The 22,099-nt window shown below is 73.4% G+C and carries 20 protein-coding genes; 8 read left to right on the top strand and 12 right to left on the bottom strand.

Annotated elements, in window-relative coordinates:
- Nucleotides 1-71 precede the first annotated feature (71 nt).
- Together AB0I79_RS41975 and AB0I79_RS41970 are read left to right on the top strand one after the other, a co-directional pair.
- On the top strand, nucleotides 72-3,275 hold the full coding sequence (locus tag AB0I79_RS41975; RefSeq protein WP_357885696.1) for a BTAD domain-containing putative transcriptional regulator: 3,204 nt from the start codon (nucleotides 72-74) through the stop codon (nucleotides 3,273-3,275).
- 131 nt (nucleotides 3,276-3,406) lie between these two features.
- Nucleotides 3,407-4,075: a DUF4142 domain-containing protein gene (locus tag AB0I79_RS41970; protein WP_357885694.1), complete on the top strand. Its 669-nt coding sequence runs from the start codon at nucleotides 3,407-3,409 to the stop codon at nucleotides 4,073-4,075.
- 38 nt (nucleotides 4,076-4,113) lie between these two features.
- Here the strand turns inward: AB0I79_RS41970 and AB0I79_RS41965 are convergent, their stop codons facing one another.
- On the bottom strand, nucleotides 4,114-4,602 hold the full coding sequence (locus tag AB0I79_RS41965) for a MarR family transcriptional regulator (RefSeq protein ID WP_357885692.1): 489 nt from the start codon (nucleotides 4,600-4,602) through the stop codon (nucleotides 4,114-4,116).
- Between the two features lie 100 nt (nucleotides 4,603-4,702).
- Nucleotides 4,703-5,119 carry a nuclear transport factor 2 family protein gene (locus AB0I79_RS41960; protein WP_357885690.1) on the bottom strand — a complete coding sequence of 139 codons (417 nt, stop codon included), beginning with the start codon at nucleotides 5,117-5,119 and terminating at the stop codon, nucleotides 4,703-4,705.
- A 115-nt stretch (nucleotides 5,120-5,234) separates the two neighbouring features.
- Here AB0I79_RS41960 and AB0I79_RS41955 point away from each other — a divergent pair, with 115 nt between their 5' ends.
- Nucleotides 5,235-6,044, top strand: a complete 810-nt coding sequence (locus AB0I79_RS41955; RefSeq protein ID WP_357885688.1) for an SDR family NAD(P)-dependent oxidoreductase — start codon at nucleotides 5,235-5,237, stop codon at nucleotides 6,042-6,044.
- A gap of 23 nt (nucleotides 6,045-6,067) precedes the next feature.
- On the opposite strand, the gene AB0I79_RS41950 is transcribed toward AB0I79_RS41955, so the two are convergent.
- A complete protein-coding gene (locus tag AB0I79_RS41950) occupies nucleotides 6,068-7,912 on the bottom strand; it encodes a histidine kinase (RefSeq protein ID WP_357885686.1) in 1,845 nt (614 codons plus the stop codon).
- 262 nt (nucleotides 7,913-8,174) lie between these two features.
- On the opposite strand from AB0I79_RS41950, the gene AB0I79_RS41945 reads away from it, so the two are divergent.
- A complete protein-coding gene (locus AB0I79_RS41945) occupies nucleotides 8,175-9,008 on the top strand; it encodes an MBL fold metallo-hydrolase (RefSeq protein WP_357885684.1) in 834 nt (277 codons plus the stop codon).
- Between the two features lie 19 nt (nucleotides 9,009-9,027).
- On the opposite strand, the gene AB0I79_RS41940 is transcribed toward AB0I79_RS41945, so the two are convergent.
- Nucleotides 9,028-10,488, bottom strand: coding sequence for a sodium:solute symporter family protein (locus tag AB0I79_RS41940; protein WP_357885683.1), 1,461 nt, complete (start codon nucleotides 10,486-10,488; stop codon nucleotides 9,028-9,030).
- Between the two features lie 37 nt (nucleotides 10,489-10,525).
- Between AB0I79_RS41940 and speB the strand changes: the two genes are divergently transcribed.
- Complete coding sequence (gene speB / locus AB0I79_RS41935) at nucleotides 10,526-11,662, top strand: agmatinase (RefSeq protein ID WP_357885681.1); 1,137 nt, start codon at nucleotides 10,526-10,528, stop codon at nucleotides 11,660-11,662.
- A gap of 15 nt (nucleotides 11,663-11,677) precedes the next feature.
- On the opposite strand, the gene AB0I79_RS41930 is transcribed toward speB, so the two are convergent.
- Both AB0I79_RS41930 and AB0I79_RS41925 read right to left on the bottom strand, forming a co-directional pair.
- Entirely contained in the window at nucleotides 11,678-12,103 is a 426-nt protein-coding gene (locus AB0I79_RS41930; RefSeq protein WP_357885679.1) for a nucleoside deaminase, read from the bottom strand.
- Between the two features lie 60 nt (nucleotides 12,104-12,163).
- Nucleotides 12,164-13,015 carry an LLM class flavin-dependent oxidoreductase gene (locus tag AB0I79_RS41925; RefSeq protein ID WP_357885677.1) on the bottom strand — a complete coding sequence of 284 codons (852 nt, stop codon included), beginning with the start codon at nucleotides 13,013-13,015 and terminating at the stop codon, nucleotides 12,164-12,166.
- A 94-nt stretch (nucleotides 13,016-13,109) separates the two neighbouring features.
- On the opposite strand from AB0I79_RS41925, the gene AB0I79_RS41920 reads away from it, so the two are divergent.
- Entirely contained in the window at nucleotides 13,110-13,562 is a 453-nt protein-coding gene (locus AB0I79_RS41920) for an Lrp/AsnC family transcriptional regulator (protein WP_357885675.1), read from the top strand.
- A 20-nt stretch (nucleotides 13,563-13,582) separates the two neighbouring features.
- On the opposite strand, the gene AB0I79_RS41915 is transcribed toward AB0I79_RS41920, so the two are convergent.
- From AB0I79_RS41915 to AB0I79_RS41905, 3 genes are all read right to left on the bottom strand, one after another.
- Complete coding sequence (locus AB0I79_RS41915) at nucleotides 13,583-14,470, bottom strand: ABC transporter permease (protein ID WP_357885673.1); 888 nt, start codon at nucleotides 14,468-14,470, stop codon at nucleotides 13,583-13,585.
- Between the two features lie 129 nt (nucleotides 14,471-14,599).
- Entirely contained in the window at nucleotides 14,600-15,187 is a 588-nt protein-coding gene (locus AB0I79_RS41910) for a helix-turn-helix domain-containing protein (RefSeq protein ID WP_357885671.1), read from the bottom strand.
- Between the two features lie 165 nt (nucleotides 15,188-15,352).
- Nucleotides 15,353-16,219: a hypothetical protein gene (locus AB0I79_RS41905; RefSeq protein ID WP_357885669.1), complete on the bottom strand. Its 867-nt coding sequence runs from the start codon at nucleotides 16,217-16,219 to the stop codon at nucleotides 15,353-15,355.
- 166 nt (nucleotides 16,220-16,385) lie between these two features.
- On the opposite strand from AB0I79_RS41905, the gene AB0I79_RS41900 reads away from it, so the two are divergent.
- Nucleotides 16,386-17,135 carry an HAD-IA family hydrolase gene (locus AB0I79_RS41900; protein WP_357885667.1) on the top strand — a complete coding sequence of 250 codons (750 nt, stop codon included), beginning with the start codon at nucleotides 16,386-16,388 and terminating at the stop codon, nucleotides 17,133-17,135.
- Nucleotides 17,132-20,050 carry a pyridoxamine 5'-phosphate oxidase family protein gene (locus tag AB0I79_RS41895; protein ID WP_357885665.1) on the top strand — a complete coding sequence of 973 codons (2,919 nt, stop codon included), beginning with the start codon at nucleotides 17,132-17,134 and terminating at the stop codon, nucleotides 20,048-20,050. The genes AB0I79_RS41900 and AB0I79_RS41895 overlap by 4 nt, the downstream gene beginning before the upstream one ends.
- 11 nt (nucleotides 20,051-20,061) lie before the next feature.
- On the opposite strand, the gene AB0I79_RS41890 is transcribed toward AB0I79_RS41895, so the two are convergent.
- The 3 genes from AB0I79_RS41890 to AB0I79_RS41880 form a co-directional block, all read right to left on the bottom strand.
- Complete coding sequence (locus AB0I79_RS41890; RefSeq protein ID WP_357885663.1) at nucleotides 20,062-21,156, bottom strand: esterase-like activity of phytase family protein; 1,095 nt, start codon at nucleotides 21,154-21,156, stop codon at nucleotides 20,062-20,064.
- A gap of 161 nt (nucleotides 21,157-21,317) precedes the next feature.
- On the bottom strand, nucleotides 21,318-21,452 hold the full coding sequence (locus tag AB0I79_RS41885; RefSeq protein WP_357885661.1) for a hypothetical protein: 135 nt from the start codon (nucleotides 21,450-21,452) through the stop codon (nucleotides 21,318-21,320).
- A 24-nt stretch (nucleotides 21,453-21,476) separates the two neighbouring features.
- Nucleotides 21,477-22,097 carry a TetR/AcrR family transcriptional regulator C-terminal domain-containing protein gene (locus AB0I79_RS41880; RefSeq protein WP_357885659.1) on the bottom strand — a complete coding sequence of 207 codons (621 nt, stop codon included), beginning with the start codon at nucleotides 22,095-22,097 and terminating at the stop codon, nucleotides 21,477-21,479.
- Nucleotides 22,098-22,099 lie beyond the last annotated feature (2 nt).

Here is a 22,099-nt window from a genome sequence, read left to right as displayed (position 1 = left end):
CAAAATCGGTATAAAGGCTCAACCCGGTAATGGTTGCAACACCTCCAGCCAAGGAGATAGGTGCGGTCATAGTGGTTGATCAACCAGCCTTCGGTGTCCTCGGGCCGTTACAGGTCCGGGCCGCGGACCGGAGCCTGCGCGTCGGCGGCCCCAAGCCGCGGCTGCTGCTGGCCACCCTGCTGCTCGACGCCAACCAGGTGGTGGGCTCGGACACGCTCATCGAGGTCCTGTGGGCCGGGAACCCGCCCTCGTCCGCCACGGCCAACCTGCGCACGTACGTGAGCTCCTTACGCGGGGTCCTCGGCACGGCCGGCGCCGGCATCACCGCCCATCCCTCCGGTTACGCGATCGAGGTGGCGGCGGAGCGGCTGGACCTGCTGCTGTTCGAGGACCTGGTGGCCAGGGCGCGGGCGGGCGGGCGTACCGCGGAGGCCGCCGCGCACCTGCGGGAGGCGCTCGCGCTGTGGCGCGGCGAACCCCTCAGCGACCTGCCCGCCAGCCCCGCGTGGGACGCGAAGCTGCGCGCGCTCACCCAGGCCAGGCTCGGCGCGGCCGAGGAGCTGGTCGCGACGAAACTGGCCGTGGGCGAGCACGCCTCCGCCATCGACGACCTGCGCGAGCTGATCGGCGAGCATCCGTACCGGGAGGATCTCTGGCAGCAGCTCATCCTGGCCCTGCACCGTGGCGGCAGGCGGGCCGAGGCGCTGCACGCCTACACCGTCATCCGGCGTCAGCTCGTCGATGATCTCGGTATCGAGCCCGGCCAGGAATTGCGTGAGGCCCATGCCCGCGTCCTGGCCGAGGACTTCGAGGAGCCCGCCCTCGCCCGCGGCGCCGGGCCGGGGATGGGCGCCGCAGTGGTTCTGGGCGCGGACGCTGGTGCGGGCGCCGGTTCAGATGCGGGCGCAGACGCAGGCGCGGGCCTGGATCCGGGTGCGGGCAGGGGGTCGGGGTCGAGCCTGGCTCCGGGTGCAGGCACGGGGTCGGGTGCGGGCTCAGGTGCGGGCGCGGGTGCGGTTCTGGTCGCGGAATCGGGCTCCGGCGCAGGCGCGAGCTCAGGTGCGGGCGCGAGCTCAGGTGCGGGCGCGAGCTCAGGTGCGGGCGCGAGCTCAGGTGCGGGCGCGGACTCAGGTGCGGGCGCGGGCGTGGGGGTGCCGCGGCCTTGCCAGCTCCCGCCCGACATAGCGGACTTCACCGGCCGGGCCGCCGCGGTCGCCGCCCTGACGGACGCCCTGGCGGCCGGGGAACGGCGGCCGGACGGGCCGCCGTCGATCGCCGTGGTCGTCGGGCCGCCGGGCGTCGGCAAGACGGCGCTGGCCGTGCACTGCGCCCACGCCGTACGGCCCGGTTACCCGGCCGGGCAACTGCACCTGTGCCTCGGCGGCACCGACCCGGCCCCCGCGGACCCGGCGGACCTGCTGGCCGAGGCGCTGCGCGCGCTGGGGGTCGGCGACGCCGCCCTGCCGCCCACGGTGCACGAACGCTCCACCCTCTACCGCTCCCTGCTGGCCGAGCGCCCCATGCTCGTCTTCCTCGACGACGCCGCCGACGCGGCCCAGGTGCGCGCCCTGCTGCCGGGCAACGGCTGCGCGGTCCTGGTCACCAGCCGCCGGCGCATCACCGAGCTGCCTGGCGCGCTCCTGCTCGAGCTCGACGTCCTGCCGCCCGACGAGGCCGAGCAGTTCCTCGGCCGCATCGTCGGCCCGCAGCGGCTGGCCGCCGACCGGCAGGCGACCCTGGCCATCCTCGACTCCTGCGGCCACCTGCCCCTGGCCGTCCGGATCGCCGGCGCCCGCCTGGCGGGCCGGCCCAACTGGCCGCTCAGCGTGCTCCAGCGGCGCCTGGCCGACGAGGCCGGCAGGCTCGACGAGCTGCGCGCCGGCGACCTGGAGGTACGCGGCTCCTTCGAGCGCAGCACCCGGCGCCTGACCGGCGAGGCGGCCACCACCTTCCACACGCTCGGCCTGCTCGGCCCGGCCTCCGTGCCCGGCTGGGTGGCCGACGCCGTCCTGGGCCGTCCCCGTACCGAAGCCGTCGTGGACTCCCTCGTGGACGCCAACCTCCTGCGCCTGGCCGGCACCGACGCCCTCGGCCAGCCCCGCTACCAGCTGCACGACCTGATGCGCTGCCAGGCCAGGCAGCACGCGGAGGGCAGCGCGGGAGGCGACGCGGCCCGGCAGGCGCTCGCCCGCGTGCTCGGCGGCTGGGCCAGCGCCACCGGCCACGCCGCGGCCCGCCTGCCCACCACCCTGTTCAGCCTCACCCCCGAGGAACCCGCCTCCTGGAGCCTGCCGGGCGAGACGCTCGCCCAGCTCACCGCCGATCCGCTGTCGTGGTTCGAGGCCGAGCGCGAGTCGCTGGTGGAGGCCGTACGGCTGGCCGCCGGCACCGGGCTGGCCTCCTCGGCGTGGGGGCTGGCCGCCGCCCTCGTCCCCTACTTCGACCTGCACTGCCGCCTGGAGGAGTGGCAGCTCACGCACCGCCTGGCCCTCGACGGCGCCCGCGCGGCGGGCGACCGGCGCGGCGAGGCCGCCATGCTGCGCGGCCTCGCCCAGGTGTGCCTGTACCAGGACCGCTACGCCGAGGCCGGCGACATGCTCAGGCGGGCTCGCGCGCTCTTCCGCGAGCTCGGCGACCCACGCGGCGAGGCGATCTCGATCTGCGGGCTGGGCGCGGTCAGCCAGTTCTCCGGCGAGCACCTGCGGGCGCTCGGCTCCTTCCGGCACGCCCTGGCCATGTTCCTGGCCGTCGGTGACCGCAGCGGCGAGGCGTACGCGCGGCAGGCGATCGGGCGGATCTTCCTGTCGCTGCGCGATCTCCGCCAGGCGTCCAGGTGGCTGGCCGAGGCGCTGCGGCTGGCCAGGGAGCTCGGCGACACCCACCGCGAGGGGTGCGTGTCGATGCAGCTGGGCCGCCTGCACGACATGAAAGCCGACGCCGAGGAGGCGATGCGGTTCCAGGGGCGGGCCCTGGACATCTTCGAGCGGCTCGGCGACCGGCACTGCGGGGCGTACGCGATGCAGAGCCTCGGCGGGCTGCAGGCGGCCAACGGCAGGCGGTCCGACGGCTCCGACCGCCTGCAGGCGTCCCTGGCGATCTTCCAGCAGCTCGGCGACCGCAGCGGCGAGGCGGCCACGTTCCAGACGCTCGGCGAGCTCTACCGCTCGACCGGGCGTGCCGCGCTGGCCTCCCACTACCTGCACCGCGCCGTCGAGCTGCGCAGGGAGCTGCGCGAAGACCGATCGGCAGCGGGTCACGCCGTTCCCGGACCGTAGCGTCCGCGCCGCGACCCGGCATGCGGCACGGCTCGAACAGTGCCGTGAACGCTTCCCGGCCGCGCGGCGTATCCAACAGTGACCAGTGCCGCACGAAGGCACGCCCCAGTACCCGGAAGGGGTGACGGTGCATGCGCCACAGCCGTCGCGTACTCGCCGGTTGCGGTCTCGGCCTGCTCTGCGCGGCGACCGCCTGCGCCGGTTACACGCCCACGCCCAGCTCCGACACGGCCGCGGTGAGCACCGTACCGGCCGCCATCGGCACGGAGACGACCGAGCCGCCCGCCACCCCGACCGGGGAAGAGCGGGACGGCGGGACGCGGCAGACCGAGTGGGGCCCGCTGTCCGAGGTCGACAGGGACCTCATCCGCAAGGTCCGCCTGGCGAGCCTGTGGGAGATGCCCATGGCTCAGGACGCGGTGCAGCGGGCCGGCACCGCCCGCGTGCGCGAGATCAGCAAGGAGATCGCCTCCCAGCACCACACGCTCGACCGGCAGGTCCGCGACGTGGCCGCCAAGCTGCAGATCAAGCTGCCGGTGAAACCCACCACGCAGCAGCAGGCCTGGATGAGCGACATCTCCGGCAGGACCGGCGCCGCCTACGACACCACGTACGTCAAGTGGCTGCGCCTGGCCCACGGCCAGATCTTCCCCCTGATCGGCACGGTCCGCGGCAGCACCCAGAACACGCTGGTCCGCCGCTTCTCCGAGCAGGCCAACGCCGCCGTGCTCAACCACCAGCGCCTGCTGGAGAGCACCGGCCTGACCACGCCGGCGAGCTTCCCCACGCCGCCCTCCTGACGGAGCGCGCCTTGAACCCTTCCGGGCAGCCCCTCCCCTCACAACTCCGGGACGTCGGCCTGCGCGGAGACCTCCTTCTCGTCGGCGGCCTCCGCGAACGCCGACAGCGCCGCCACCACGGCGACCCGCTGCTCCTGCGTGAGCTGGGCGAGAATCCGCGCCAGATCGGCCTTGCGCTTCTGCGTCACGCCGTCCACCAGGGCGCGCCCCTCGCCGGTCAGCACGATGCGGACCGTGCGGCGGTCGCTGGGCAGGCGGCTGCGCCGTACCAGCCGCTTGGCCACCAGCCGGTCGCACATGCGGGTGGCCGTCGATCTGTTCACGTCCAGGGCGTCCGCGAGGTCGATGAGCCGTTGCGGGCCCCGCGCCGCCATGAGGACGAGCGCGCGGTACTGCGGCAGCGTCACGTCCCCGCCCGCCGCGGCGATCGAGCGGGCGGCGACTCCCACCAGGGCCCGGCTGGCGGTGAGCACCGCCTCCACCACCGGGTCGTCCTCGGAGAGCGCCCCGCTGAGCCGGCCGTTCACGCGTCAACCCTCATCACATCGCACATTGTCGTCCGGAGAGCTCGGCGGCGCGAACGGCCGCAGGCGGTCCGGGCGCGCAGGTTCCACGCTCCCGGACCGTTCACGCCTCCGCGCGCGTCCAGGCGGGCGTGATCCGCACCTCGCGGAGCCGCCAGCCCGCCGGGGTCCGCACCGCGGTGGCGGCCAGTCGCAGGCCGCCCGTGAAGTGCGGCGCCTGGCCGTCGCGGAAGTAGTACACCAGCGAGTTCGCCGAGGCGGCCGCCTGGTCGCCGTCGAGGTCCACCAGCAGGTCGGTGGTGGTGTGCTGGGCGCGCTGCCCCTCGACCTCCGACTGCCGCATGAAGCCGACGACCTTGTCGAGGCCGCGCAGCTCACCTCCGCGCGGCGAATGCACCGCCACATCGTCGGCGAAGACCGTGCCGGCGTCCTCCCACCGCGCCTCGTCGAGCAGGAGCGCGAAGCGGGTGAACAGGTCGGCGATCTCGATGCGGTCGGCGATCAGAGTTTCCGCGGACATGCCATCCTCATTTCATTGGCGTCACCAACGTTTACGTCACTAACTATACCCAGATTCGTTGGCCACGCCAACAGTTCGCCGGAACAGATCACCGCGATCGCAGGTTGACGGTGACATGAGCAAGATCCTTGTCCTGGGCGCCCGCGGCAAGACCGGACGGCGCGTCGCGGCGCGGCTGCGCGAGCTGGGCGTGCCGCACCGGCCCGCCTCACGCGCCGGCGACGTCCCCTTCGACTGGAACGACCCCGGCACCTGGGACGCCGCCCTCGACGACGTGCACGGCGTCTACCTCGTACGGCCCGAGCTGCATCCCGACGACCTCCTGCGGGCCTTCACCGCCCGGGCCGTGACCCGCGGCGCCGAGCGGCTGGTGCTGCTGTCGGCCCGGGCCGGCGGTCCCGGGCTGGACCGGCCGCGCGAGCGCATCGTCCAGCAGTCCGGCGCGGCCTGGACGGTGCTCCGCCCCACCTGGTACTTCCAGAACTTCAGCGAGGGGATGTTCGCCGGCGCCGTGCGCTCGGGCGAGCTGCGCCTGCCTGCCGGGGCAGGGCGGGAGGCGTTCGTCGACGCCGGGGACGTCGCGGAGGCGGCGGTCGCGGCGCTGACCGGGGACGGCCACCACGAACAGGTCTACGAGCTGTCCGGGCCGCAGCCGCTGTCTCTGGCCGAGGTGGTGGCCGCGATCTCCGAGGGCTCCGGCCTGGCCGTCCGCTACCGGCCCGTCACGCCCGGCGCGTACGTGTCGGAGCTGACCGCCGCCGGCCGGAGCGGCCCGTTCGCCGAGTTGCAGGCACGGCTGCTGACCTGGGTGTCGCAGGACGAGGGCGCCCACGTCAGCGACGGCGTCGAGCGCGCGCTCAGCCGCCCTCCCCGCCCCTTCGCCGCCTTCGTGAAGCAGGCCGCCGCCGAGGGTGCCTGGGCGTGAGGCGGACGCTTGACGTTCACCCGTCAGGTGTGGAACGCCACCGGCTCGGGACGAGCGTCCAGGGGGAATTCCGCGACCACCTCGAACCTGCCGCCGGAGCGGTGCCCGGCCGTCAGCCGGCCGCCGGTGCGCCGCGCGAGGCTGCCGAGCCCGGAGCCGGTCGGGGCGCATTCCGGGCCGGCGCCGTCGTTGACCACGCGTAGCCGTACGGCGGCGGGGGCGGGGTCGAGGGTGATCTCGCAGGTGCGGGCCCGGCTGTGGCGCAGCACGTTGGTGACGGTCTCGCGCAGAGCGGTGGCCACCTCCGTGTCGACGTCGACCGGCAGCGGCCCGGCCCCGTCCCGTACCGTCACCTCGATGCCGGCGGCCGTCAGCACCTCCCGTGCCGCGTCGAGCTCGGCCGCCAGCCGCAGCTCGACCCCGTGCCCGGTGATGGAGCGCAGCTCCGCCAGGGCTCGTTCGACGAGCTGGGCGAGCGCGGCGAGCTCGGACCTGGCCCGCGCGGGGTCGGTGTCCAGGATGCGCTCGGCCACCTCGCCCTTGAGCGCGGCCGCCGACAGGCTGAAGCCCAGCACGTCGTGCAGGTCGCCGGCGACGCGGGCGCGCTCGCGGCGCACCGCGACCTCGGCCAGCTCGTGCCGCGCCCGCTCCAGGACGGTCAGCAGCCCGCTCAGCCGGCCGAGGCAGTACACCAGCCACATGATCATGAGGTGGCCGCCGAAGAGGGCGAGCGCGGCGGCGAGGTCGTCGACGAGGAGGTGGCTGCCGTCGATGGTGTGGAGGAACCAGGTCAGGTGCCCGGCCAGGACGGCTCCCGCGAGCACCCACGAGAGGGGTGGCCGTACGGTGAGCAGCAGCTTGCCGGTGACGATGCTCAGCAGCCGGTCCCAGGCGTCGGGGAAGATCGCCAGTGGCAGCAGGATCAGCAGGCCCTGCGTGATCAGGACCGCCCGCGACTGCGGCAGCGTCTGGAGGGCGATGATGCCGGCCAGCAGGGCCGCGGCGAAGCCGAGGACCGGCCAGTCGTAGGGATGGATCCGGACCAGGATGTTCATGACGAGCACGCACTGGATGACCAGCACCGCGAGCAGCACGCGCCGGGCCAGCCGCGGCGACTCGATCGGCGGCGGTTGCGCCGGCGGCCCGGCCCGGTAGGCCCCGGCCGTCGCCCGCACCTCGGCCAGCGTGCTCCGGGCCAGCGCGACGCCTTCCCGCACGTCCTGCCGCGCCTTGTCCGGCTCCGCCTGTCCCGCCTTGCGCATGCGGAAGGCGATCGCCTGGAGCTTCCCGCCGAGCAGGTCCCGCAGCTCTCCGTCCAGCCGCAGGCGCTCCCTGGCCAGGGCCCACCTGGCCAGGTCCTCCCTGGTGCCGTGCAACTGCTCGACGGCCCGGACGAGCGCGGACAGGCTGAACAGGATGAGCCCGTCGTCCGCCGTGATGATCATGTATCCGACGGTGATCTGTCCCTCGTACCCGGGAGCGAGGTCGAACCCGAGCACCACCACGGCCGCGCCGGACGCCGCCACGACGAGGGCGAACAGCGGCCAGGCCAGCCGGGCGGGCAGCGCGCACAGCACCGCGGCGGCCACCGTCCACGGCACCCAGTCCCACAGCTCCCCGACCACCAGGAACGGCACGAAGTAGAGCACCACCACGGCCGCCAGCAGCCCGTACCTGACGGGCGCGCTCCAGCGCCACACCACCAGCGCCACCAGCGGCGGGTACGACAGCATGGGGAGCAGCGTCGCGGCCGGGCCGGGGTCGCTGTCCAGGGCGCTGAACAGGCGGATGTAGAACAGGATGCCGAACGAGGCCCACAACATGGCGCGGGCGAGCCGGAGCGGGAGATCGTCGTCGGTCCGCCTCACTGACACACTCCGGTTGAAGTATGCGAAATGCATATGCGCCTGATGATGCGGACACTATCCACCTTTTCCGGCCTGCTGCCACCATCTCGGTGAGCCAAGATCCGCCAGAAGGGTCAAAACCGTGAAAAAGCAGGTCATCGTCGCACTTGTTGCCATTCTCACAAGCACGCCCCTTGTCACGGCGGCTCCTGCCTGGGCGGCGGACGCCGGCCCCCAGGAGGATCCCCGCATCGAACGCTTCGCCTCACCCCAACCGGGTTCCGTGAACACCTACTGGATGCGGGCGCCGGAGGGATTGATCCTGTTCGACACCCTGCGCACGCTCACCGACGCCAGGCAGGCGCTCGCCCGCATCCGGGACACCGGCCAACCGGTGGCGGCCATCCTGCTGACGCACGCCCATCCCGACCACGTCGGCGGAGCGGGCATCTTCAAGGAGGCGTTCCCGCGGGCGCCGATCTACGCCTCGGAGGCGAGCGCCAAGGCCATGCGCGAGGACAGGCGCGGGCTCTACGCCCTCACCCGGTCACTCCCCGGCTCCGACTTCCCCAGCGAACTCACCCATCCCGACAAGGTCTTCCGAGCGGGAGCGACGCTGACGATCGCCGGGACGAGGCTCCGCACCGCCGAGTTCCCCCACGCCGAGTCGGACGCGGCCACCGTGTACTACGAGCCGGAGAGCCGCACCTTGTTCCCCGGTGACCTGCTCGGCAACCGGGTGACGCCGGCTCTCGTCGAAGGACACAGCTGCGGCTGGCTCGTCCAGCTCGACCGGCTGCGCGAGCGGTATCCCGCGGCGGGCCTGGCCCATCCCGGCCACGGCGCTCCCGCTCCGGCCCGTGACCTGATCAGCCGGCAGCAGGCCTACATCAAGCATTTCCGGGGCCTGGTGAAGCGCGCCGTACGGGAGAGCTCCCCGGCGGGCCGCCGCGTGACCCGCGCCGAGCGCCGGGCGATCATCGCGGCGATGGGCCGCGCCCACCCCCGCCATCCCCGCGTCGCCTCCCTGCCGACCTTGATGGAGGAGAACGTGAAGGCGGTCGCCGCCGAGCTCGTCTCGACCCGTCCAGCCGAGCTGCCCAGGGTCTGCCGCTGACCCCCGCCCGGTGCCGGACTCACGGGGACGAGGGCGCCGCCTCCTCCCGGGTCTCCTCCATGCGCAGGTCCACGCCGCGGATCCCGGCCGGCGCGGTGCTGAGCGCCACGCCCACGTAGACGAGCAGGGACGCGCCCAGCGCGATGAACGTGGGCCACCCGTCGAAGGCCGCGCCGGCCAGCGTGTTCGGGAAGTAGAGGAGGGTGTTGGGCGCGCCGTACATGGTGGGTGTCAGCGCGAACAGCACCAGCCGCACCACCAGGCCCACCGCCAGGGCGGCCAGCGCGGCGGGCGCGGAGCCGCGCCGCCAGAACAGGCCGAGCAAGAACGGCACGGCGAGGCAGGCCAGCATGAGGTCGAACGCCAGCGTGAGCAGCACGCCCGTCTGCGGCACCCGTAACGCGAGCAGCAGCGCGCCGCCGACCACGGGCAGCATCGCCCAGCGGGTCGCGCGCAGCAGCGGGTCGGCCCGGCCGGGCCGGTGGACGCGGCGGGCCGAGCCCACGTTGCGCACGGCGACCGCGGCGGTGCCGAGAACGGCGCCGTCGGCCGTGGACAGCGACGCGCTGACGATGCCCGCCAGCACCAGCACGCTCAGCCCGGCCGGCGCGGCCCCGTCCAGCAGCGCGAGCAGCCCCTGGCCGGTGGCGACGGCGACCAGCGCGAACGGCACACCGATCACGGCGGTCCCGGCGGCGGCGATGAAGCAGGCACGGCGGGCGACGTCCGGCGAGCGGGCGGCGAAGATGCGCTGCATGAAGTCGATGGCGACGATGTCGCCGATCCCGAGCGCGACCAGCGTGGCCCAGTTGACGACCGCGCCCTGCCCCGGATCGGACAGTTGCCCGAGGTCGAACGGCCCCATGCCGGGCGCGGGCCGCAGCCCGAAGGTGGCGGCGACCCAGAACAGCAGGGCGAACGAGGCGGCCGCGGTGATGAGCATCTGCACGATCGAGGTGTAGGCGTCGCTGAGCAGCCCGCCCGCGAGCGTGTAGATCAGCACCACCGCGACGATGATGAGCACTCCCCCGCTGTAGGACGTGCCGAGGAAACGCTCGAACAGGAAACCGCCCGCCACCAGGTTGCCCGCGACCAGGATCGCGAACGCGGCGATCATCAGGAGCGCGGCGACGACCTCGACGGCCCTGCCGTACCGGAGCCGGAAGAAGTCGGGCAGCGTGGTCAGCCCCATGCGGTTCATCGGCCGGGCGAAGAACAGGCCGGTGAGCAGCAGGCACAGGGCCAGGCCGAGGGGCAGCCCGGCTCCCGCCCAGAAGCCGAGGCCGGCGGCCAGGTCGGTGGCGCCGAGGGTGGCGTTCGTGTCGACGGCCTGACCCATGAGCGAGGCGGCGACCACGGGCAGGGCCAGGCTCCGGCCGGCGACCAGGAAGTTCCTGCTGTCGCCCGCGACACGCCGGGCCACCAGCAGCCCAACGACGATCATGGAGACGATGGCGAGCGCGACACCCAGAATGACCATGCTGGACAGCCGATCGTTGCGAGCGAAGACTCAGATCATGGCCAACGTAAACCAGGAAGGCGCCTGGGCCCAGCGGGCGGAGGCGGAAATCCCGACGGCTCGGAGGGAGGAGGAGCTCGAACGGGCGTTGGCTTACGGGCTGCCGGGCGCGCCCACGCTCACGGATCGGACGATCCCCACGTTCGCCCGGGGGGAGCTGCCGCACTTCGCGGGTGAGCGCGGCACGTTCCTGAAGTGCCCGTACGTGGAGGACGTGCACGAGGTGGGGGACGCCGAGGTCGCGATCTTCGGGGTGCCGCTCGACGCGGGGGCGACGTACCGGCCGGGCACGCGGTTCGGGCCGCAGGGCATCCGGCGCAGCACGAACCTGTTCGGCACCTACAGCTACGAGCTCGGCGTGGACCTGCGCGAGCAGCTCAACCTGGTGGACATCGGGGACGTGTTCACCATCCCCGGCAACCTGGAGAAGTCGTTCGACCAGATCAGCCAGGCGATGAGCCACGTCGTCCAGCAGGGGACGATGCCGGTGGTGCTGGGCGGGGACCATTCGATCGGGTTCCCGACGGTACGCGGGCTCGCCGCCCATCACGAGGGGAACGTCGGCATCATCCACTTCGACCGGCACGTCGACACCCAGGAGACCGACCTCGACGAGCGCATGCACACCACGCCCTGGTTCCACGCCACCAACATCAGGAACGCGCCGGCCACCAACCTCGTCCAGGTCGGCATCGGTGGCTGGCAGGCGCCCCGGGCCGGGGTCAAGGTCGGCCGCGAGCGCGGCACCACCGTGATCACGGTGGGTGACGTGGAGCGGGTCGGCGTGGAACGCGTCGCCGAGACCGCCCTGGAGATCGCCTGGCAGGACGCCGAGGCCGTCTACCTCTCCTTCGACATCGACGTCATCGACGCCGGGTTCGTCCCCGGCACCGGCTGGCCGGAGCCGGGCGGGCTGCTGCCCCGGGAGGCGCTGAACCTGGTGCGGCTGGTGTCCGAGCCGGGGCTGGCCGGGATCGAGGTGGTGGAGTGCTCGCCGCCGTACGACTGGGCGGAGCAGACGGCGCTGCTCAGCGCCCGGGTCATCCTCGACAGTCTGGCCGTGCAGGTCAGAGCCGGGAAGCTGGGCCGCAAGGCGGCTGCCCGGCAGCGTCCCGCCTGGGGGCCCACGGCGTGATCGCCGGCGGGGCGGTCAGCGGTAGAAGCCCTCGACCGGGACGCGTGCCTCCTCGAACAGCGCCGGCCCCTCCTGCGGCACCCGGGGCCAGCCGCCGCCCGGCTTGAGCTGGGCGAGCTGGTCGTTGGAGAGCGCGTACACCACGCGCCCCAGCCCGGAGCGTTCGATGCCGCCCCGGCACATGTCGCACGGCTGGCAGCTGGTGTACATGGTGGTGGCCGCGGCGGTGGCCGGATCCAGCTCGCGGGCTGCCCACCGGGCCAGCTTCAGCTCGGGATGGGCGGCGATGTCGCCTTCGCTGGTGACGGTGTTGTGCGCTTCGGCCAGCACGTCGCCGTCCGGCCCCACCAGCAGGGACCCGAACGGGGCGTCCCCGCTCGCGCGGGCCTTGGCGGCCAGCTCGATGGCCCTGCGCAGGAAGGTCTCCTCCTGAGGTGTCACTGTCGCTCCCTTGATCGGTCGTGCGGGTCCAGGCTGGCCAGTCGAGCGGGTCCACGCCGGTCAGCCGTGCGGGTCCAGGGTCCAGCGGTCGGCCACGGCGGCGAGCGCGTGCCAGGCCGTCGCCGGGTGCAGCGTCTCGGCGGGGTCGCCGTCGAACGGGTCGAGCACCACGGTGTCGGCCCCGAGCGCGCGCAGCTCCTCCAGGTCCTCGACGATCTGGCCGATGGTGCCCTCCCCCGCGCGCCGCTGCGGGCCGGTGACCGGCGTGCCGGTCAGCCGCAGCACGATGCGCGGGGCCAGGGCGGGCGCCGGCCGTCCCAGCTCGGCGGCGACGGTCTTGAGCCGCTGCGCCGCGTCCCGCAGCCACGGGAGCGTCGTGCGCAGCGGATGGTACGCCTCGCCCAGGCGCACCGCCCGGCGCAGCCCGGCCTCGCCGTTCCCGCCGACCCAGAGGGGTATCGGCCCGGCGCGGTAGTCGTCCTCGTCCGCCCACGCGGCCCGCATCGCCTGGAGGTGCTCGTCCGTCAGCCGCCCGCGCCGCTCGAACGGCACCCCGAGCGCGTCGAACTCCTGGCGGGCCCAGCCCGTGCCCACGCCGAGGACGAGCCGGCCGCCGCTGAACCGGTTGAGGTTCGCCGCCATCCGGGCCATGAGGAGGGGGTGGCGGTACGGCACGATGAGGACCGAGGTGCCGAGCCTGATCCGGTCGGTGACGCCGGCCAGCCACGCGAGCGTGGTGAACGGCTCGTAGAACGGCGCCGGATACTGCTCGGCGACGTCGGGTGTCACCACGACGTGGTCGGAGATCATCAACAGGTCGTAGCCGAGCGCCTCCACCGTCCGCGCCCAGCGCCGCAGGACGGCCGGGTCCGTCCCCGGCCCGAAGTTCGGCACGTTAACCCCGATTCGCATGGCAAGGAGGCTATCGAGGCGGCCACCCGGAACTGAAGGCATTGTTCACGCCCTTGGCGGCAGGTGACCGGGAATCTGCCGGTAATTTGGCACGATGACCGAGGAACTTGACGAGACCGACTGGTCGATCCTGGCGGAGGTCCAGCGGGACGGCCGCATCCCCTTCACCGAGCTGGGCCGCCGGGTGAATCTCAGCGCCTCGGCCACCACCGAGCGCGTCAGGCGGCTGGAGGCGCTGGGCGTCATCTCCGGTTACCGGGCCGAGGTCGATCTCACCAAGGTCGGCTACGCCATTCTGGCCGTGGTGCGCCTGAAGTACCCGGGCAACCGGCACGAGCCGCTGCGCCACCTGCTCGGCGAGCGCATGGAGATCCTGGAGTGCCTGCGCACCACCGGCGAGGACTGCTACACGCTGAAGGTGGCGGCGGGCTCCATGGCGCATCTCGAACGCATCGTCGACGAGCTCGCCCGGTTCGGTAGCACCACGACCAACCTCGTCTACAGCCAGCCCCTGCCGTACCGCGGCCCGCGGACCCCGCCCCTGTGACCCGGCCCGTGACGGGGCCGTCAGCCCCGCCCGTACCGGTCCTCGGCCCGCCAGAAGTACCAGAACCCGCCGACGAGCGCGACGACCGCCCACACCACGCACGACACCCACACCATCCGCGGCGGGGTGTGGCTGGCGATGAGGATGTCCCGCATCCACTCGATGTAGGAGGCGGCCGGGTTCAGGTACATCGCGGTGGCCACCCATTCGGGCAGGCCCGCGCTGTTGACGACCTTGTCGTGGATGGCGAAGAACACGCCGGAGGCGTACAGCCACGTCCGCATGATGAACGGCAGCAACTGGTTGAGGTCGCGCAGCGAGGCGCCGAGCCTGGCCAGCATCAGCCCCGCCCCGATGTTGAACATCGTCTGCAGCACCAGCACGATCGGGATCATCAGCCAGAGCAGGGTCGGCGGCTCGTCGGTGATCACCACGATGACCAGCAGCACGCCCATGGAGATGACGAGCTGCTGCAGCTCCTGGATCGTGTACGCCAGCGGCAGCGAGGCCCGCGGGAAGTGCAGGGCGCGGATCAGCGACAGGTTGCCGGAGATCGACTTGGCCCCGGCCGTGACCGTGCGCTGCGTGTAGGTGAACACGAACATCCCGGTCAGCAGGAACGCCGGATAGTTCTCGATGCCCTTGCTGCCGCCGAGGATAAGGCCGAACATCACGTAGTAGATGGCGGCGTTCAGCAGCGGGGTGATGACCTGCCAGAGCTGGCCCAGCGCCGAGCCGGAGTACTTGGAGACGTTGCGCGAGGTCGCGTACGTCAGCACGAAGTGCCGCCGCTGCCAGAGCTGGTGCAGGTAGACGGGGAATCGGGGGCGCGCGATGGCGGGCCTGAGCCCGTGCCTGCGGGCCAGCTCCGCCAGCGACTGCGGTGCGGGGTCTTCCACTTGGCTCATGAGCACCTCGAAGCGTTGCGGTCACCGTGCCGGCCCGCGCGGTGGCCGATGGTTCTTGCTTGTTGATCATCCCCCGTCACAGGGGGCGCCGGTCCAGTCTTGGGCCGGAGCGTCGCGGAGTCGAGGACCTCATCCGGCGAGGTACGGGCGCAGCGTCTGCCCCACGGCGTCGCGCATCGCGTCGGGGAGCGGGCCGTCGCCGGTCAGCGCCCACAGGATGAGGGCGCCGTTGTAGGCCACCTGCACCGCTCTGGCCAGCGAGCCCGACTCCGCCTCCGCGGTCAGCTCCCCCGCCGCCGCCGCGGCGGCCAGCAGGGCGGCGATCTCGTCGCGGGTGCGGCGGGCGTGCTCGGCCGCGTGCGCGCGGAAGTCGGGGTCGGTCAGGTCGAGCTGCAGGAACCCGAGGCTGCCCGACAGTTCCTCGGGCGTGGACACGCCTTCCGCCAGGTGCACGAGCGCGGCACGCAGGGCGGCCAGCGGCGAGGCGTGCTCCTGGCGGGCCCGCTCGAACGGCTCGGCCGCGGTGCTGGTGGCGTGGGCGGCGAACGCCAGCAGCAGGCCGCGCTTCGAGCCGAACCGCTGCACCAGCGTGGCCGGGGACAGCCCGGCCTCCTGGGCGACCGCGGCCAGCGTGAGCCCCTGCGGGCCGTGCCGGCCGATCGCGCGGGCGGTCGCTCCCAGGATCGCCTCGTCGCTGGTGGTGCGGGGCCTGCCCATGATCGCTTCCCCCCGAGCCTTAGTGAATGCGCGTTTATAAACTAGCAGCTCTCCTCGCGAGGACGGCGGCCGTCAGGGAGGCGACCGTCAGGGCTGCGGCCCGTCAACGAGGCGCCCGTCAGGGAGGCGGCCCGTCAACGAGGCGGCCGTCACAGCGGCGGCCCGTCAGGGGGGCGACGTCACCCCCGTCACCGCGAACCGCTCGACCTCGGCCACGTGGCCGCCGGTCGAGGCGACGATGGTCAGCGTCCGCCCCGGTTGCGCCGTGAACGAGACCCGCGCCGACCAGGGCGCGTTCTCGCCTCCCGCGGGCAGGCAGCAGCGCTCCCCCACCGGGGTGTCCGAGCCGGGGTGGCGGACCTGGACCCTGATGCTCTCGTCCACGCCGGTGACGCGGCCGCCGACGGTCACCGGCGAGCCGGCGGCGGCGCCGTACGCGGGCCTGGTCAGGGTGAGCGTGGTGTCGTCGGTGCCGACCACCTCCCAGGGGGCGTCCTGGCCGGGGCCGTACCTCATGAGGTGCACGACGGCCGCCACCAGCGGCCGGGAGGCGTCCTCGGCGCGGAAGCCGACGTGCACGCGCGCGTGCGGGCCGTCCGTCACGGTCTTGACGGCGCGGTCGATGCCGGCGAAGCCGAGGAAGTCACGGCTGAAGGCGATCGCGGTGCGGCGGGCGTCGAGGTGCCACGGCTCGTGGCCGCTCGCCCGGTACTCGCGCTGCCAGGCCGCCACCTCCTCGGGGCTGGAGAACGGCCACAGCGGCTGGTAGCGGCCGCCGATCAGGGTCTCGCGCGGGGTGGGCTGCGCCCGCGGGGTGCCCGCGGGCGAGGAGGAGGCGGGCGAGGAGGAGGCGGGCGTGGGGGCGGGCGTGGTGGGGGCGGGTGACGAGGCAGCAGGCGTGGTGGAGGGGGTGGTGGGGGCGGGCGAGAGGCTCAGCGTGGCGGTGTCCGGCGGCCCGGCGTCACCGCAGCCCGCCACCCCCACCCCCAGCACGGCGAGCAACGACAACACTCCTACGGTCAACGCTCTCATGCGGCGCCTCCTGCCAGGGCCGGCGGGTTCGGGGATTCACGTGGCGCGGCCTGGTGACAGACGTACCCACTGCCCGCTCCCGCTTCCCGTGGGACGGGCCGGAGGTCCTGGGTCAAGAGGTCCGACGGCCATGGCTGGGCGCCGCGTGCGCGGGTAGCGTCCAGACATGGCCACCTTCGATCTGACCAGCTTGCGCGCCGTCGTCTTCGACACCGACGGCGTGGTCACCGACACGGCCCGGGTGCACGCCGCGGCGTGGAAGCACGTCTTCGACGCCTTCCTCCGGGGGCGCTCGGCGCCCTTCGACATCCGCGCCGACTATCTCGCCCACGTGGACGGCCGGCCCCGGCTCGACGGCGTGCGCACGTTCCTGGCCTCGCGCGGCATCTCGCTGCGCGAGGGCGGGCCGGACGACGAGCCGGGAGCGCCGACCGTGCACGGGCTGGGGCTGGCCAAGGACGCGCTGTTCATGGAGCAGATCCGCCAGCACGGCGTGGCCGCCTTCCCCGCCACGGTGGCGCTGCTGCACGAGCTGCGGCAGCGCGGCTGCCGTACGGGAGTGGTCTCGGCCAGCAGGCACTGCCGGGCGGTGGTGTCGTCGGCGGGGCTGCTGCACCTGTTCGACGTGCTGGTGGACGGCAACGACGCGGCCCGGCTGGGCCTGCCGGGCAAGCCGGATCCCGCGCTGTTCCTGGAGGCGGCGCGGCGGCTGGAGCTGCCGCCAGGCGACGTGGCGATCGTGGAGGACGCGCTGCCCGGCGTGGAGGCCGGGCGCAGGGGCGGGTTCGGGCAGGTCGTCGCGGTGGACAGGAGCGGCACGCAGGCCGCCGCGATGCTGGCGGCCGGGGCCGGCGCGGTCGTCGCCGACCTGGCCGACGCCGACGTGGCGGGCCGCGTGCCCGTGGGGCGCCGATGAACGCTCCTCCCGCGGCGGACGCCTGGGCGCTGGTCTACGAGGGCTTCGAGCCCGCGAGCGAGGGGCTGCGCGAGGCGCTGTGCACGCTGGGCAACGGCCGGTTCGCCACGCGCGGCGCCACCCCCGACGGGGAGCCGCGCACGCCGGGCACGTACCTGGCGGGCTGCTACGACCGGCTCGACTCCGTGGTGGCCGGCCATACCGTGACGAACGAGGACATCGTCAACCTGCCCGACTGGCTGCCGCTGACGTTCGCCACGCCCGATTCCGGCTGGTTCCGGCCCGAGGGGGCCGACCTGCCGCTCTACCGGCACGTGCTGGACCTGCGCCGCGGCGTGCTGGTGCGGGACCTGCGCTGGCGCGACGGCGCGGGCCGGATCACCCGGGTACGCCAGCGCCGCCTGGTGTCGATGGCCGACCCGTACCTGGCGGCGATGCAGACCACGTTCACCGCGGAGAACTGGTCGGGCCCGCTGCGCGTGCACGCCACGCTGGAGGGCCGGGTGCGCAACGAGGGCGTGGCCCGCTACCGCGACCTGCGCGGCGACCACCTCACCGGGCACGCGACCGGCTCGGAGGACGACCTGGCCTGGCTGACGGCGCGCACCCGCTCCTCCCACGTCGTCGTGGCGCTGGCCGCCAGGATCGACAGCGACGTGCCCGCCAGGCCGGCGCTCGGCACCGGTCACATCACCTCCGACCACGTGCTCGACCTGGCCGAGGGGGTGCCGGCCGACTTCACGAAGGTCGTGGCGCTGACGTCCTCGCGCGACCCGGCCTGCCACGATCCGCGCTCGTCGGCGCTGCGGCACGTACGCCGGGCGCCGCCGTTCGCGGAGCTGCTGGCGCGGCACGAGGCGGCGTGGGAGCGGCTGTGGCGGCGGGCCAGGCTCGACGTGGACGGCCCCGAGCTGTCTCTGGTCGTGCACCTGCACATCTTCCACCTGCTGCAGACGCTGTCCCCGCACACCGCCGACCTGGACGCCGGGGTGCCCGCCCGGGGCCTGCACGGCGAGGCGTACCGGGGGCACGTGTTCTGGGACGAGCTGTTCGTGCAGCCGTGGCTGGACCTGCGCTTCCCGCAGATCTCCCGAGGGCTGCTGCGTTACCGCTGGAGGCGGCTGCCCGAGGCGCGGGACGCGGCCAGGGAGGCCGGCCACGACGGCGCGATGTTCCCGTGGCAGAGCGGCAGCGACGGCCGCGAGGAGACGCAGACCCTGCACCTCAACCCCGCCTCCGGCCGCTGGCTGCCCGACCACTCCCGGCTGCAGCGGCACGTCGGCCTGGCCATCGCCTACAACGTCTGGCACCACTACCTGTCCACCGGCACCATGCCGCCGTGGTGCGCCGAGCTGCTGCTCGACATCGCCAGGTTCTTCGCCTCGCTGGCCGTCCCGGCCGGCGACCGGTACGAGATCCGCGGCGTCATGGGCCCCGACGAGTACCACGACGCCTACCCCGGCGCGTCCGTCCCCGGCCTGGACAACAACGCCTACACCAACGTCATGACCGCATGGCTGATGGCACGCGCCCGCGACACCGCCGCGCTGGTCCCCGACCTGGCCCCGCCCGCCGCGGAGCTGGACCGCTGGGACGACCTCGGCCGCCGCCTGCGGGTCGACTTCCACGACGGCGTGATCAGCCAGTTCACCGGGTACGCCGACCTGCTGGAGCTCGACTGGGACCGCTACGCCGGCGTGCGCCGCCTGGACCGGGCGCTGGAGGCCGACGGCGACGACGTCAACCGGTACAAGGCGTCCAAGCAGGCCGACACCCTCATGCTCTGCTACCTGCTCACCGGCGACGAGCTGACCGGCACCCTGGAGCGGCTCGGCTACCCGGTCGAGCCGGATCTCATTCCCCGCACCGTCTCCTACTACCTGCGGCGCACCAGCCACGGCTCCACGCTCAGCGCCGTCGTGCACGCCTGGGTGCTGGCCCGCTCGAACCGGGCGCAGTCGTGGCGTTTCTTCACCGAGGCCCTCTACAGCGACATCAAGGACGTCCAGGGCGGCACCACCGCGGAAGGCATCCACCTGGGCGCCATGGGCGGCACGCTCGACCTGCTGCAGCGCTGCTTCCTGGGCCTGGAGGTCAGGCCCGACGGGCTGCGGCTGGACCCGCTGCTGCCCGACGAGCTCGGGCTCGTGTCCATGCCGATCCGCTACCGCGGGCGTCAGGTGTTCATCGACGCCGACCATCACGAGGCCCGGCTCAACGGCGCCGCACGCCGTACCTATCGCAGAGGGGAAGTCATCATGACAGGCACAGGCGATCTCGGCCGCCGCGTCATCCACCACCGCGAGCGCCTCGGGCTGACCCGCGAGCAGGTCGCCGAGCGCGCGGACATGTCACCCGGTTACCTGAAATATCTGGAGGAGAACGCCGACACGCCCGACACCGGTGCGCTCTACCGGCTGGCGGACGCGCTGGGCACGACGGTGGACGACCTGCTGGGCGGCGGCCAGGACCGGCCGCCCGGGCGCGGCCCCGCGATGGCCCACCCGTCCCTGGAGACGCTGGACGAGCAGGAGTGCCGGCGGCTGATCGCGCCCGGGGGGATCGGACGGGTGGCGTTCAACGGCTCGCACGGGCCGACGGTGCTGCCGGTCAACTACAAGGTGCACGAGGGCGCCATCGTCTTCCGCACCGCCGCGGGCGGGGCCATGGACAAGGACCTGAGCACCGGGCTGGAAGGCGTCGACATCGTGATCGCCTTCGAGGTCGACAACTTCGACGAGACCAACAGGGAGGGGTGGAGCGTGCTGGTCCAGGGGCCCGCGCACCACCTGCCGCCGGAGGAGGCGGACGGCGCGGCCGGCACGGGCGTCACCCCGTGGGCCGGGGGCGAGCGGCAGCTCTACATCCGCATCGTCCCCCAGCAGATCACCGGGCGCCGCATCCACGGCATCTGACGGTACGCAGGTCAGCGACAGCCCGTGGCGGCGAAGGCCATGAACTGCGTCACCTCCTGCTCGGAGAAGTTGTCGTCGGAGCCGATCACCAGCGTGCACTCGCCGCTCGCCAGTCGGGGACCCCAGGCCATGCCCTCCAGGTTCTGCACCGGCGGCCGGAAGTCGCCGAGGTCGTGGACCAGCCGCTTGGCGACCGGCCGGTACCGGCCGGCCTGCGCCAGCGAGTCGCGGCCCATGACGTTCGAGGCGCCGCGCAGGTCGATCTCGTACAGCTTGGCCCGGTATCCCACGCCCTGGATCCAGGAGCGTTCGAGTGCCAGGTAGCGGTGGTCGTCGATGGCCAGCAGCTCCGACACGCCGCTGTCGCTCTGGCCCGTCGGCGGGTTCGGCGGGGCCTCCAGGGCGTCGAGCGGGTAGGCGTACTGCGCGCGTACCCGGCCCCCGCGGTCCCACACGGTCAGCCGCGTCACCGAGCCGCTGTCGGCCGTCGGCGTCGGCCCGTCCTCGTAACGCGGCCCCTCGGTCACGGCGGTGACGGCGCGTTCGGTGACGGCCAGCCCCTCGAATCCGAAATTGCGGCGTGGCCCGCTTTCCGTGCTCTCGAAGCGCAAATTCGACGGCACCGGAAAACTACCGGCCTCGCGCCCTTCGGGGTTCATTCCGCGCACTGTGGAATGCGAGATGGGAATATCCGGATTCGCGCGGTCGGGCCGGTCGCCCTCGTCGCCCCACAGCAGCCGCCCGCTCCACCGGTCGACCCTGATCGACTCGGGGTCGGCCGAGCCCGGCTTGCCGTAGCCCGGGTACGGGGTCCCGTCGGGCCTGGTCAGCGTGGTGACGCCGGTCAGCCGCACGCCGGTGAAGTCGCCCGTCATCCGGTCGATGGCCAGGCGGCCGGTGTAGAAGCGGGCGGGGTTGTAGCGCCAGCGGTCGTCGGAGACGAAGTACCAGACGCCGGTGCGCGGGTCGCGGTCGAAGCCCGACAGGCCGCCCACGGTCGTGCCCTCGAACTTCACCAGGTACGGGATCCGCTGCTCGCCGAGGAAGCGGGTGATCCGCACCGGCTCCCGCGGGGCGGCCGCCGCGGGCGGAGCCGTGCCCGCCACCACCGCGAGGGCGAGGGCGATCCCTGTAATTCTCCGTGCACTTCTCCGTGTACGCGCCAATTTTTCCTCCGTCTCGGGGTTCGACGGAGGAAATGAAAGCGCGTCTCACCGGAGAAGTCCACGAAGAAAACAACCGCATGCCGCACTGCAAAAGGCGCAAATCACTGCGCGATGCCGGGCAGGGTGACCAGGGACAGCGTGCTGTCCGGCAGGCCGGTCGCGGACGGGGCGCTCACCGAGCCGTTCGCGTCGATGCGGGCAGGGGCGGGCCGCCACGTCCACGCCGGCAACCGCACCCGCCGCCTCCTTGACCGGTGGGATCAGGCGAGGGCCGACGCGGCGACGCCGTCGAGGATGAGCCGCAGGCCGTGCGCGAACGCCTCGTCGCTCGTCGGCGCGCCACCCGTCCTGACCCCCTCGACCGTGAGCGGGTAGTCCGTGGCGTACGCGGCCAGGCCGGGGCTGTCGCCGCGGCCTCGCCGGTCGAGGCGGGCCTGCTCGTTCAGCACGAAGCCGAGCGTGTAGTGGCTGATCGCGGCGATCGCGTGCAGGCCCTGCGCGGGGGTGAAGCCGAGCCCGGCCAGCGTCCTGAGCTCCTCCTCGAAGCTCCTGGCCACCCCGGGCCCGGGGTCGCCGGCCGCGACGAGCCGCGCGCCGTCGCGGTGGCTGAGCAGCGTGCGCCGGTAGCGGTGCGCGCGCCGGGTCAGCCACTCCCGCCAGCCCTCGCCCTCGGCCGGCCCGCCCATGTCGTGGGCGAGCAGCTCGCGGGCCATCTCGTCGAGCAGTTCCTGCTTGTTGCGGAAGTGCCAGTAGAGCGCCGGGTTCTGGACGCCCAGGCGGGCGGCGAGGCGGCGCACGGAAAGGCCCTCCAGGCCGGTCTCGTCGAGCAGTTCGAGCGCCGCGCGCACGACGGTGTCCCGCGCCAGTCCCTTCTGTGCCATCG

Source organism: Nonomuraea sp. NPDC050202 (genome assembly GCF_040656115.1).
Taxonomy (GTDB): domain Bacteria; phylum Actinomycetota; class Actinomycetes; order Streptosporangiales; family Streptosporangiaceae; genus Nonomuraea.
Note: the sequence above shows the minus strand (reverse complement) of the source record. Positions and strands in the feature narration are given on the sequence as shown.

What these genes read in the sequence shown, in the direction of transcription:
- AB0I79_RS41940 (WP_357885683.1), bottom strand. Translation starts at nt 10,488, where the DNA reads ATGGTCATTCTGGGTGTCGCGCTCGCCATCGTCTCCATGATCGTCGTT.
- AB0I79_RS41925 (WP_357885677.1), bottom strand. Translation starts at nt 13,015, where the DNA reads ATGCGAATCGGGGTTAACGTGCCGAACTTCGGGCCGGGGACGGACCCG.
- AB0I79_RS41915 (WP_357885673.1), bottom strand. Translation starts at nt 14,470, where the DNA reads ATGAGCCAAGTGGAAGACCCCGCACCGCAGTCGCTGGCGGAGCTGGCC.
- AB0I79_RS41900 (WP_357885667.1), top strand. Translation starts at nt 16,386, where the DNA reads ATGGCCACCTTCGATCTGACCAGCTTGCGCGCCGTCGTCTTCGACACC.
- AB0I79_RS41905 (WP_357885669.1), bottom strand. Translation starts at nt 16,219, where the DNA reads ATGAGAGCGTTGACCGTAGGAGTGTTGTCGTTGCTCGCCGTGCTGGGG.
- AB0I79_RS41955 (WP_357885688.1), top strand. Translation starts at nt 5,235, where the DNA reads ATGAGCAAGATCCTTGTCCTGGGCGCCCGCGGCAAGACCGGACGGCGC.
- AB0I79_RS41880 (WP_357885659.1), bottom strand. Translation starts at nt 22,097, where the DNA reads ATGGCACAGAAGGGACTGGCGCGGGACACCGTCGTGCGCGCGGCGCTC.
- AB0I79_RS41970 (WP_357885694.1), top strand. Translation starts at nt 3,407, where the DNA reads ATGCGCCACAGCCGTCGCGTACTCGCCGGTTGCGGTCTCGGCCTGCTC.
- AB0I79_RS41920 (WP_357885675.1), top strand. Translation starts at nt 13,110, where the DNA reads ATGACCGAGGAACTTGACGAGACCGACTGGTCGATCCTGGCGGAGGTC.
- AB0I79_RS41910 (WP_357885671.1), bottom strand. Translation starts at nt 15,187, where the DNA reads ATGGGCAGGCCCCGCACCACCAGCGACGAGGCGATCCTGGGAGCGACC.
- AB0I79_RS41895 (WP_357885665.1), top strand. Translation starts at nt 17,132, where the DNA reads ATGAACGCTCCTCCCGCGGCGGACGCCTGGGCGCTGGTCTACGAGGGC.
- speB (WP_357885681.1), top strand. Translation starts at nt 10,526, where the DNA reads ATGGCCAACGTAAACCAGGAAGGCGCCTGGGCCCAGCGGGCGGAGGCG.
- AB0I79_RS41960 (WP_357885690.1), bottom strand. Translation starts at nt 5,119, where the DNA reads ATGTCCGCGGAAACTCTGATCGCCGACCGCATCGAGATCGCCGACCTG.